Source organism: Tabrizicola sp., assembly GCF_031377265.1.
GTDB lineage: Bacteria > Pseudomonadota > Alphaproteobacteria > Rhodobacterales > Rhodobacteraceae > JAUYQR01.
In genome coordinates, this window is record NZ_JANMET010000135.1 from 1 (window position 1) to 11,307 (window position 11,307).

The 11,307-nt window shown below is 64.9% G+C and carries 11 protein-coding genes; 5 read left to right on the plus strand and 6 right to left on the minus strand.

The window, feature by feature from the left end; translation table 11 throughout:
• Window positions 1-752 (minus strand): substrate-binding domain-containing protein (locus RMO18_RS07790; RefSeq protein ID WP_405054031.1); only part of this gene is annotated, 752 nt, incomplete at its 3' end.
• 165 nt (window positions 753-917) lie between these two features.
• Here RMO18_RS07790 and RMO18_RS07795 point away from each other — a divergent pair.
• Complete coding sequence (locus RMO18_RS07795) at window positions 918-1,847, plus strand: LysR family transcriptional regulator (protein ID WP_309665031.1); 930 nt, start codon at window positions 918-920, stop codon at window positions 1,845-1,847.
• 88 nt (window positions 1,848-1,935) lie between these two features.
• Here RMO18_RS07795 and RMO18_RS07800 read toward each other — a convergent pair whose 3' ends face one another.
• A complete protein-coding gene (locus RMO18_RS07800; RefSeq protein ID WP_309665032.1) occupies window positions 1,936-3,831 on the minus strand; it encodes a hypothetical protein in 1,896 nt (631 codons plus the stop codon).
• Between the two features lie 262 nt (window positions 3,832-4,093).
• Here RMO18_RS07800 and RMO18_RS07805 point away from each other — a divergent pair, with 262 nt between their 5' ends.
• The gene (locus tag RMO18_RS07805) at window positions 4,094-5,053 is read left to right on the plus strand and encodes an IS110 family transposase (RefSeq protein ID WP_309665050.1); all 960 of its coding nucleotides are present in this window, start codon (window positions 4,094-4,096) and stop codon (window positions 5,051-5,053) included.
• Window positions 5,054-5,210: 157 nt separating this feature from the next.
• Here the strand turns inward: RMO18_RS07805 and RMO18_RS07810 are convergent, their stop codons facing one another.
• On the minus strand, window positions 5,211-5,783 hold the full coding sequence (locus tag RMO18_RS07810) for a flavin reductase family protein (RefSeq protein WP_309665034.1): 573 nt from the start codon (window positions 5,781-5,783) through the stop codon (window positions 5,211-5,213).
• Between the two features lie 81 nt (window positions 5,784-5,864).
• Between RMO18_RS07810 and RMO18_RS07815 the strand changes: the two genes are divergently transcribed.
• The 3 genes from RMO18_RS07815 to RMO18_RS07825 all read left to right on the plus strand — a co-directional run bounded on the left by RMO18_RS07815 (window position 5,865) and on the right by RMO18_RS07825 (window position 8,094).
• Window positions 5,865-6,350 carry an N-acetyltransferase gene (locus RMO18_RS07815; RefSeq protein ID WP_309665036.1) on the plus strand — a complete coding sequence of 162 codons (486 nt, stop codon included), beginning with the start codon at window positions 5,865-5,867 and terminating at the stop codon, window positions 6,348-6,350.
• A gap of 39 nt (window positions 6,351-6,389) precedes the next feature.
• Window positions 6,390-7,160 carry an EcsC family protein gene (locus RMO18_RS07820; protein WP_309665037.1) on the plus strand — a complete coding sequence of 257 codons (771 nt, stop codon included), beginning with the start codon at window positions 6,390-6,392 and terminating at the stop codon, window positions 7,158-7,160.
• 343 nt (window positions 7,161-7,503) lie between these two features.
• Window positions 7,504-8,094: a pyridoxamine 5'-phosphate oxidase family protein gene (locus RMO18_RS07825; RefSeq protein WP_309665039.1), complete on the plus strand. Its 591-nt coding sequence runs from the start codon at window positions 7,504-7,506 to the stop codon at window positions 8,092-8,094.
• A gap of 199 nt (window positions 8,095-8,293) precedes the next feature.
• Here RMO18_RS07825 and RMO18_RS07830 read toward each other — a convergent pair whose 3' ends face one another.
• From RMO18_RS07830 to RMO18_RS07840, 3 genes are all read right to left on the minus strand, one after another.
• Window positions 8,294-9,091 (minus strand): carbohydrate ABC transporter permease, encoded by a 798-nt coding sequence (locus RMO18_RS07830; RefSeq protein WP_309665041.1) that lies wholly within the window; start codon window positions 9,089-9,091, stop codon window positions 8,294-8,296.
• On the minus strand, window positions 9,088-9,957 hold the full coding sequence (locus RMO18_RS07835) for a sugar ABC transporter permease (RefSeq protein WP_309665046.1): 870 nt from the start codon (window positions 9,955-9,957) through the stop codon (window positions 9,088-9,090). The genes RMO18_RS07830 and RMO18_RS07835 overlap by 4 nt, the downstream gene beginning before the upstream one ends.
• A gap of 29 nt (window positions 9,958-9,986) precedes the next feature.
• The coding region (locus tag RMO18_RS07840) for a putative PEP-binding protein (protein WP_309665048.1) at window positions 9,987-11,307 on the minus strand (1,321 nt) is incomplete at its 5' end.

An 11,307-nucleotide genomic window follows, 5' to 3' on the forward strand; every position in this document is an offset into this window, starting at 1 on the left:
CCGGTGACGATCGGCATCTTCAGATCGCCAGAGCCGTAGCCGACGCCCTTGACCGAGGACAGGATGCCGATCGACAGCCCGTCATAGGGTGACAGCGCGCCATGCAGCTGCTTGTCGCCGTAGTTGGCCGACAGAAGGTTGTCCATGCGGGCCTGTGCCACCGCACCATCCCAGCGCAGGGTGCCCACGACTTCCATGCCCATCTGACCCGAGCCGACGACGATGTCGCCGCTGTCGATCATCGGTTGCAGGATGGACATCGCGCCGTTGTAGAAGAAGAAGGCGTTGTTGTCGTCCGGGCTGCCGCCGAACAGCTCGATGTTCCATGGCTTCACGTCGGCGAAGCGTTCCTTAAGGCCCGCGACCAGACTTTCGGCCTGCTGTACGCCGACCTTGAAGTTGTCGAAGGTGGCGTAATAGTCGACCGAGCCGCTGTCACGGATCAGGCGGTCATAGGCGATGACCTTGATCCCGGAGGCGGCGGCGTTGTCGAGCGCGTTCGACAGGGTGGTGCCGTCGATGGCCGCGATCACCAGAACCTTCACACCCTTGGTGATCATGTTCTCGATCTGGGCCAGCTGGTTCGGGATATCGTCTTCGGCATATTGCAGATCGGTGCCGTAGCCGGCGGCGGTGAACTGTTCCACCATCGAATTGCCGTCGGAAATCCAGCGGGCCGAGGATTTGGTGGGCATCGAGATGCCGATGGTGCCCTTGTCCTGCGCGAAGGCGGGGACGGAAAGCAGCGGCATGGCGGACGCGAGCGCGAGAAGCGCCCTTCTGGAAATGATCATGATGTTCCTCCCTAGGGTGCGGCCCCTGCCACTATCCTGTGTTTTGGGGTCCGAGTTGCTGTTTGCACCGCTTTGGCTTATCGGTCAAATCATGGTTTGCGATGAATAGGTATCGGGTTTGATATGAGTTGGACGCAAGGCTTGCTGAGCCGCGGGCTGAAGCTCAGTCATCTGCAGATGATGGCGGCCTTTGCCGAGACCGGCTTGATCGGGGTTGCCGCGTCGCGGCTGGGGATCAGCCAGCCTGCGGCGTCGCGGCTGTTGTCGGAGATCGAGGTCATTCTGGGCGCGCCGGTGCGCAGCCGGTCTGGCCGGGGCGTGGTGCTGACCGAGGCGGGGCGGCTGCTGGCGGGGCGGGCTGAGCGGGTGCTGCAGGAGTTGGCGGAGGCGGCGCGTGAGATGTCCGAGGTCACTGGCGGCGGAGTGGGGCGGGTTCGCATCGGGGCGGTCACGGCCCCGGCGCTGGATCTGGTGCTGCCCGCGCTGAGGACGGCGCGGCTGTCGCATCCGAAGATCAGTGCCGAGGTGGTGGTGGCCGCGTCCGATATCCTGTGCGATCAGCTGTTGGCGGGGCGGCTGGATTTCGTGATCGGCCGGGTGCCTGCGGGGGTCGATGCGGGGCAGTTCGACGGCGAGGTGATCGCGCCCGAGCCGGTGGCGCTGGTGGTGCGGCGGGGGCACCGGCTGGCGGAGGTGCCGCCGCAGCGGTTGGCCGAGGTGCTGGAGTTTGACTGGGTGATGCCGGGCGAGGACAGCCCGTTGGCCCGGGCGGTGCTGGGGCGGCTGGCGGAGCTGGGCCTGCCGCGGCCGAACCAGCGGCTGTCGACGGCGTCGTTCCTGCTGACGCTGGCGATGCTGCAGCAGTCGAATGTGGTGGCCCCTCTGGCGCAGGCGGTGGCGGACCAGTTCGCGGCGGGACCGGGGGCGCCTTTGGTGCAGGTGGAGGGGGCGTTCGGGATCACGGTCGCGCCCTACAGCCTGTTGACCCGCAAGGGGGCCCGGTTGACGGCGGCGGCGGAGACGGTGCTGGGGCTGATCCGGTTGGCGTTTTGAGATGGTTGTCCACGCGTGGACAAAGATCCCACCGTTGAAAAGAAAAGATAATTTTTGCGGGATTAAGGTTTTGGAAAGGTTTGAACCCCTAGTCCGGCGCGTTGCGCTGCATGATGCCGGTGATCGCGGCGGCACCCAGCGCGGTGACGATCCAGCCCAAGGCCGCCAGAACCCATCGGCCCCACCAGAGGAGCCAGCCCATATCGCCGCGGTCTTTGGAGGGGGCCCAGGCGTCGGTCTGGCCGAGGTCGAGGATCGGGATCACGAGGTCAGCACCGTAGCCGATGGGGTTGAAGCTGTCCCAGTCGAGGCCACGGGCGGGGTCGTCGGACCATGTCTTGGCGGGGTTTTTATCGCAGCCGGGGAGGGGGGCGGGGACGCAATCCGCAGCCTCGGCTTGTAACCAGCCGGGGGAGGTGAGGATGACATCGGAATTGGGGGCGAAGGAGCCATTGGTCCAGGTAAAGTGGGCGAGGGTGGTTGCGACAAGGAAGAGGACAGCCAGGGCGATCACGGAGTTGAAGGGTCGGTGGCCGTAACCGGCGACCCCCCGCAGCAGCAGGTCGAAGCCGTAGCTAAGGACATGACGGGCATCAGCGAGCGGGTTTTCGAAGACCAACCGCCGGGTCCCGTCGGGCTTGAGCTGCTTGAGCCTGCGCGCCTCAACCCCGAGACGGCGGGCTTGTTCCGCCAGCACCAGCCGGGCATCGCGGTGGTGGCCCATCTGGCGGAGGACCTTGGCAAGCTGGGTATAGGGTTGCGGGCGGAACTGGCCGTCGATGGTGCTGCCGCGTTCCAGCCAGGGTAGCCGGTCCTTCGCATCGGTACTTGCAGCAACAATCCGGTCATAAGTAAAGCCGTCTAGGAGCAGTTCGCCTTGGGCTTTTGGCCAGGACGCGTTGTCATCGGACAGATCGCCGACGTGTGCGGCTACCAGGCGAACTATCCCATTAATGGACTTCAAACGGCGAAAAATGAAGCTTTGGGCTACATGCAACCGCTGGGCATCAAGTGCCTCGCCCCCCCCGCCGTCAAGACTGGCTCTTTCACAATACAATTGCCCCGCGATCTTTGTGCCGCTGAGGTGGACAGTTCCAATAGCAGTAAGGTCGCCAAGTCCGATGCCGCCAACCTCTATTCCATAAGCACCCAGCGCCATGCCACCTGCACCGTCAAGATTCGCGCCTGAGCAATCTAGACTCCCGCCGATCTTTGAGTCGTTCACATAGACCGTGCCCTTAGCAGTAAGGCTTTCCAGAAATATACCCGCCCCGATTTCAACCCCATGAGCGTACATTGCCACATCGCCCGCGCCATCGAAGTTTGCGCCGACACAAGACAGTTGCCCGCCAATCCTTGCGGATGCAAGGTTGACTGTGCCTTTAGCAGTCATGTCACTTAGAAAGAGGCTATCGCCGACCTCAACCCCTTGGGCGTTCAACGCCTTGCCCATGCTGCCGTCAGGGTTGGTGCCATCGAGATTGGCCCCTGTGCAAACCAACTGCCCGCCGATCTTGGTGCCGTTCACATCGACCGTGCCTTTGGCGGTGAGGTTGCGAAGAAAGAGTCCCCCCTTGACTTTCATATCTTGGGCGAAAAGGCCGGGCAGGTGGCTGCCCCTTAGGCTGAGTTGGGCGAATTTGGCCTGTTCGAATTGTGGTTTTCCGTCGAACCGGCAGGCATCTAGCGCGCACCGGCCCCGGCACTTGGTGAAGCGCAAGTCGAGTGTTTCGGGGATATGCGCGCCTTGCAGCCAGACGCCGGAGGGATGCAGCCCGCAGGCTGGGGTGGCGCCAGTAATCAGGAGGCGGAGAAGGTCGGCGCGGATTGTGCGGTCCGGCGTGGGGCCGGGGGGGAGGGTGCCGTCGCCGAGGATGCAGGGGCGGCCCTCGCGGCAGGCGGTGATCAGGGCGTGTTCGGCTTTGGTGGGGGCGTGATTGTTCTTTGGGTCCAGAAATTCGGCTACCGTTGAAAACTGCGCCATGAAGATCCCCTTTCGCGCAATGTGATTGGGGTTGGGCGGTTGGGCAAGGGGGTTTCTGGGGGCATGGTGCGCTGTGGCACACCCTTGTCTCTTTGAAATCTGCGATAGAGTGGCTGGCAGACGAGACCCCGACGCACCCTTGGATTTTGGAACCCGTCTCGTAGCTTGGGGCTCGTCTGCCGACCATTGCTCAACCTGAACAGTTGCATGGGAAGACCGCACCACCGGTCGATCCCGCAGATCAAGGACAGGCACCATCATGATCGCACAAGACATCATCGGCGTCGATATCGCCAAGGGTTGGATCAACGCGTTTCACCTTTCCACGGCCAAGTCGGAGAGGATTGTCACGACAAAACAATATCTTGCGAAGTTCGCCAAGGCGGCCAAGGGCTGTCTGGTGGTCGTTGAGGTCTCCGGCGGCTATGAACGGCCGTTGACGGAGGCGCTGGCTCGAGCGGGGGTGGACTGCGCGGGGGTGGACTGCGCGCGGGTGGACTGCGCGGGGGTGAACCCGCGACAGGCACGGGAGTTCGCCCGCGCGACCGGCAGGCTGGCCAGGACCGACCGGGTCGATGCGGAAATCCTCGCCCGGATGGGCCGCGCGCTGGAGCTGAAGCCGACCCCACCCGCCGACCCGGATCGGGTGCGGCTGGCCGATCTGGTGGCGCGGCGCGACGATCTGGTGGCGATGATCGGGGCCGAGAAGAACCGGGCGGGGACCACGCGCGACCCCTGGCTTTCAAGGGAAATTGCGATCCTGATCAAAGCGTTGCGGGATCATCTCGCCAGCCTCGAGGTTCGGATCGCCGACCTCATCGAAACGCGTGAGGCCCTGGCAAGCCAGAGTGCGCGCCTGTGTTCGGTGCCCGGCATCGGCCCGACGCTCGCTGCGGCGCTGCTCGCCCGCCTGCCCGAGTTGGGCCAACTCGATCATCGCCGGATCACCAGCCTCGCGGGGCTGGCCCCGCATGCCTGCGGTGCAGGGCTGCAGCGTGGCAAGCGGCGCATCTGGGGCGGCAGGGCCGATGTGCGCCGCGCGCTCTGCCTTGCAGGCTTCATCGCCAGCCGCTTCGACCCGGCCATCAGGACCTTCCGCGCCCGGCTCGAAGCCGCCGGAAAGTCCGCCAAACTCGCCATCACCGCCTGCGCCAACAAGCTCCTCACCATTCTCAACGCAATGGTCCGGGACGGAAAGGATTACCTGAAAATGGCCGCGTGAAAGACAGTTGCTAGGGGGTGGGGAGCGGGGGGTGGGGAACTGGGGGGGGGAGCGGGGTCTTGGCCCGGAATCGAGGCGCGGAACGCGCCGCCGGGCCGCGCCCTCCCTCCCCCCGGGAGGGCGCGGCCCTTGTGTGGCGACCGTTACGGCAAGCGGTTCACCCCGGCCGTTTCAACGCCGTCACCTCGCGCACAAACGCGTAGTCATGATAGCCGAGCCTTGCAGCGGGGTGGTAGCGGGTCACGTCGAAGCGGCCGTCGACCAGGCAGTCGTCGCGCAGGTGGATGCCGGTCACCTCACCCAGTACCATGTAATCATCGCCCAGAAGCTTGATCACCTGCACCACGCGGCATTCCAGCGTGGCGGGCGCGGTGGCGACGCGGGGGCAGTCGATGGTCTGACACTCGGCCTTCGGCACGCCTGCGGCTTCAAATTCATCGGTGCCATGGGGAAAGCGGGCGGAGGTTGCGTTCATCGCGTGCAGGGCGGCTTCTTCGACGATGTTCACCGCGAAGACGCCTGAGGCCTCGGCGTTGGCGATGCTGTCCTTGCGGCTGCCGGCGAACATCACCTGCGGCGGGTCGGACGAAACGGCGTTGAAGAAGGAATAGGGGGCGAGGTTGTCGCCAGCCGTGCTGCGGGTGGAGATCCAGCCGATCGGGCGGGGGGAGACCACGGCGTAGAACGGGCTGTGCGGCAGGCCGTGGCCTTCGGCGGGGCGGTAGAACATGGATGGGGCTTTCGCTGATTTGATTGTGACATGGGGTCATGTTACGGCGCGCTATCCAAGCAGAATCGCAGTGGGGCGCGCGTGTACAAGCTGGAGGAAGAGACCGAGGCCGACTGGTGGGAGGTGGAGGCGCTGTATGACCTGTGCTTTGCGCCGGGGCGGACGGCGCTGTCTTCGTACCGGCTGCGCGACGGGGTGCCGACGGTGGCACCGCTGTGCCTGACGCTGCGCGATGCTGATGGCACGCTGGCGGCGGTGATCCGCTATTGGCCCGCACTGATCGGCGAGGCGGATGTGCTGCTTTTGGGCCCGATCGCGGTGCATCCGACGCGGCAGGGCGAGGGGTTGGGCGCGCTGCTGATCCACGAAAGCCTGGCCGAGGCGCGGCGCCTGGGCTGGGAGCGGGTGATGCTGGTGGGGGACGCGCCCTATTACGGGCGGTTCGGGTTCCGGCGGTTGGAGGGCGTGGTGATGCCGCCGCCGACCAACCCGGACCGGGTGCTGGGCCTGGCGTTGAAGGGCGGGACGTGGGACGGGGTGACCGGGCTGGTCGGACGCGCGACCTGAGGGATTGCGAAACCGGCGGAGGCTTTCCATATTGAGCCGATGGAAGACATGCCCTTGCCCGTGCCCGCGATCCTGACGCCTGACCCTGCGCCCGAGATTGTGCGGCTGGCGGCGCGTTACCGCCGCGCCAACGGGCCGGTGATGAGCCTGGTGAACCGGCTGGGCGGGACGCTGGAGAGCCAGATGGCGGTGATCCCGCCGGCCTTGCGTGCGCAGATCGAGCGGATGACAGAGCGGGCGCTGGATGCGGCTTACGGGGTCGCCGTGCTTGGCACGCGGGGGCCGGACATCGGCCCGAACGGGCCGCTGTTTGCCGCGATGGCCACGGGGGCTGTGGGGGGGGCTGGCGGCGTTGCCACGTCGCTGGCCGAGCTGCCGGTGACGATCACCGTGATCCTGCACGCGATCCGGGCGGCGGCGGCGGAGGCGGGGTATGACCCGGACGAGCCTTGGGTCAAGGCGGAGTGTCTGAAGGTGTTCGGCGCGGGCACACCGTTGGCGGCGGATGACGGGATCAACACCAGCTTCCTGTCAGCACGGATGACGATCACCGGGCCGGCGCTGCAAAAGATCATCGCCACGGTGGCCCCGAAACTGGCTGCGGCACTTGGGCAAAAGCTGATGGCGCAGGCGGTGCCGATTTTGGGCGCGGTCACCGGGGCCGCGCTGAATGCCGCGTTCCTGCGCTATTACCGCGAGGTCGCCCGCATCCGCTTTGCGCTGATGCGGCTGGCGGAGGTGCATGGGGTGGAGCCGGTGCTGGCGGCGTTTTCCACGGCGGTAGAGCCGCCGAAGATCGTTAAGGCCTGAAACGAGGTTGCTGGCCGCAGGACCCGTGCCGCGATGAACGCGGCATTGCTGAGCCGGTGCCGTCAGGCGCTGGGGTGCGGGTTTACGCGGATGCAGCAGGCCGGAGTCGAGGGTCTGTGCGGTGGCGGCGAGGGGGTGTGAAGGCTTGGGGCGCGGTGCCCCGCAGCGGAGAGGCCCTGAACGGGGCGGGCAAGGGTCGTGACGCCGGGGGCAGGTAGCCTTGATGGGCCAGTCTGACGGTGAAGGGCGGTATAGGAGCCGGGTTGAAGCCTGATCTTCAGTGCGATAGGCAAAGGCGCTGCAGGAGTGGCTTTGAGCCCTGAGCGGTCATTGCCTAACCGAGATGTTCCTGTTAAGTTCTTTCGACGCAGCCGACGGAAACGATATGGCATTAGGCAATAAACTTAACGGGACTCTGAGGCGATTCATCGAACGCCAGCCGGTCTTCTTTGTTGCCACAGCAGCGCAAACGGGTCGAGTTAACGTTTCTCCAAAGGGCGCAGACACGCTCCGCATTTTGGATGACAGCCACATTCGTTGGTTAAGCCTTACCGGCAGTGGGAATGAAACGGCAGGACATTTACGGCAGTCCAACCGTATAACGCTTATGTTCTGCGCATTCGAGGGAGAGGCACTTATCCTGCGTGTCTACGGGCGCGCGGAGGTATTGCACCCGCGTGACGTCGGCTGGGACAGCGCCATCGCGGCGTTTCCAAAGCTGGCAGGCAGTCGGCAGATGTTCGACCTTTCAATCGAAAGCGTTCAGACATCCTGTGGCACCGGTGTGCCATTCATGACCTATAGCGGCGACCGGGCGTCAGAAGAACTGGTGCCATACTATGACGGGTTGGGACCGCAAGGTGTCGAGGCGTATTGGCGCAAGAAAAACATCCAAACCATCGACGGTTTTGGGACAGATTTATTTGAAGACTGAGCTCAACGCCGATATTGAGGAACGGCCGCAAAGTCCGCAAAGCGGCCTTTTTCCGGCCCCAGATTGCCATCGTCGCTTTCGGCGCAACACTTGGTCCCGCCCTTGCAAAGGCGAAGTCGGGCGGTGCGGTTGATCGGTTGAATGGTCCGGCCATCGCCAACACCGGCGGGGCTTGGGCCGTGAGGCCGCACCTTGCGCCTTACGTGCGGATCACGAAGCCGCGGGCGATGTGGTTGCGCACGAACCAGATCATCGCAAGGCCGGGCAAGAGCGAAAACACCGTCATCGCCATCACAAGGCCAATGTCGGTCTGAAAGCTGAACAGCGCGTTGATGGCCATGGTGATCGGTTTGCCGGCGGTCACGGTCAGGATGCGGGCGAACACCACCTCGACCCAGGAAAAGATGAAGCAGAAGAACGCGGTCACGCCGATGCCGGGGGCAATGGCGGGGATCAGGTAGCGGAAAAAGTAGCCGGTCAGCGAGTGGCCGTCGAGAAACGCGGTCTCGTCATATTCGCGCGGGACGGCAGCGATGAAGCTTTCAAGGATCCAGATCGCGATCGGCAGATTGAACAGGCAATGCACCAGCGCAATGCCCAGGGGCGAGTTGACCAGCCCGACCTGGGCAAAGAGGATGAAGATCGGCAAGGACAAGACCACCGGCGGGGTGACACGGAACGCCAGCAGCATCAGCAGCAGATGCCGGTCACCGGTAAAGCGGAAGCGGGCAAAGGCATAGGCGGCGGGCAGGCCAGCGGCAAGGCACAGGGCGACATTGAGCAGCACGTAGATCAGCGAGTTGGTGATCGAGGCGGTCAGCGCGGGGGTGGCGAAGATGTGGCGGTAGTTGATCAGGCTGAACGCGCCTGCCGGCACACCGTCATGGTCGAGCGTGGCGGTAAAGCTGAGCAGGATGGTCTGTGCCAAGGGCAGCAGGATGAATGCGGCGAGGGCGGCGCAGGCTGCGGCGCGAAGGGTGCGGGCGGTTGCGGTCATCGGTAGGCCGCGTGGCGTTTGCGGTGTTCGGTGATGGTGACGAAGGCCCAGACCACCGTGATCACGATCACGAAATACAGGATCGATCGGGCGGCAGCGGAGCCGTAGCTGAAGCCCTTGATCGCTTCGCCAAGATCCAGCGACAGGAAGGTGGTGGCCCCGTTCGGGCCGCCGGCGTTGATGGCGAAAGCCTCGGTGTAGATCATCAGGCTGTCGACGAAGCGCAGCAAAAGCACGATGGAGAGCGCGCCGGTGATGCGGGGCAGCTCGATATGGCGAAACACCGCGAGGCGGGAGGCGCCGTCGATGGCGGCGGCCTGGTAGTAGGGCTGCGGGATGCCGGACAGCGCCGCGTAGGCAAGGATCACCACAAGGCCGAGCCAGTGCCAGGTATCCATCGCGAGGAGCAGGATCCAGGTGTGCAGGGCGGTGAACTTGTAGTCAAAGCCGAGGCCGAGCCAGACGAGCGCTTGGCCGACAAGGCCGGTCTTTGGGTCGATCAGGCTGAGCCACATCACCGGGATCATGTTCCACGGCACCACCAGCGGGGTGGCGATCAGCAGCAGCATGACCATTCCGGATCGGCCCGTGCGGCTGAGCAGCAGGGCGATGGCGATGCCAAGCGGCAGCTGGATGCCAAGGGTGAGGGCCGAGAACAGGAGGCTGCGGCCAAGGCTGGCGTGAAAGCGCGGAGAGGCGATGATTTCGTGGTACCAGTCAAGGCCGACCCAGTGGATCAGGTCGAGCGAGAAGATGTCGTGGAACGAGAAGTTGAGCACCGACAAAAGCGGGATCAGGCCGACAAAGCCAAGGAGCGCGGTGGCGGGCAGCAAGAGAAGCCAGGCGCGGTTGTCGTGCAGCTTCATCCGGGGTCCTGCGGCGGCGGTTGGGGCGGTCAGTCGGACTGCGTGGCGAGCCAGTCCAGCAGCGCGGGGCGGGCGGTTTCGGCGCCAGCGTCGCGGGCGGCATTGATCACGGCCTTGGCGTCATCAAGGTTCACCCGGCGCAGCAGCGCCTTGACCGGGCCGACCGAGGCCGGGCGCATCGACAGGGAACGGAACCCGATGGCGGCAAGCGCCAGCGCCTCGATCGGGCGGCCGGCGTCTTCGCCACAGAACGACAGCGGTGTGTCGGAGATGCGGCAGCGTTCGACGATCTGTTCGAGAAAGCCGAGGAACGACAGGTTCAACGTGTCATAGCGGCGGCGCACCAGTTCGTTTTCACGGTCGGCGGCGAAAAAGAACTGTTTCAGGTCATTGCCGCCGATGGAGATGAAATCGGTGAGGTCGAAAAAGGCTTTCGGCGCGTAGGCCAGCGACGGGGTTTCCATCATCGCGCCGATTTCGATGCTGGCGGGGACCGCGTGGCCCAGCGATTTTTCGCGGTGCAATTCACGCAAGACATGGGCGCGGGCGGCCTGAAATTCGGTCATCTCGGTGATCAGCGGGAACATCACGGTGAGCGGGCGGCCGTTTGCGGCGCGGATCAGGGCCTGAATCTGCATGCGCAGGACGCCCGGTTTATCAAGGCCAACCCGGATCGCGCGCCAGCCCATTGCGGGGTTGGGTTCATCCTGCGGCTTCATGTAGGGCAGCACCTTGTCCGACCCGATGTCGAGGGTGCGGAAGGCAACGCGGCGGCCTTTGGCAGCGTCCATCACCCGGGCGTAGAGGGCGGCAAGTTCGGCGCGCTGCGGCATCTTGGAGCGGACAAGGAACTGCAGTTCGGTGCGGAACAGGCCGACGCCTTCGGCACCCGAGCCTTCGAGCGAGGGCAGGTCGGCCATCAGGCCCGCGTTCATGTAGAGCGCTACGGTGGAGCCGCATTTGGCGGTGGCGGGCAGGCCGCGCAGCGAGGTGTAGCGTTTCTGCGCCTCGGCCTGCATGGCGATTTTTTCGCGGAAAGCGCGGGCGACGGTTTCTTCGGGGCGAAGGTGGACGATGCCCTGATCGCCGTCGACAAGGATGGCGTCGCCGTTCAGCGCCTCGGCCAGCACGCGGTCGGCATTGATGACAAGGGGGATGGCGAGGGCGCGGGCGACGATGGCGGCATGGCTGCCAACGGAGCCTTCGTCGAGCACCACGCCCTTGAGCTTGCGGCCGTATTCAAGAAGCTCGGCGGGGCCGATGTTGCGGGCGACGAGGACCGGGTTTTCCGGCATCTCGGCCCCGGTATCGCGGCCCTGACCGGTTAGGATGCGCAACAGGCGGTTTGAC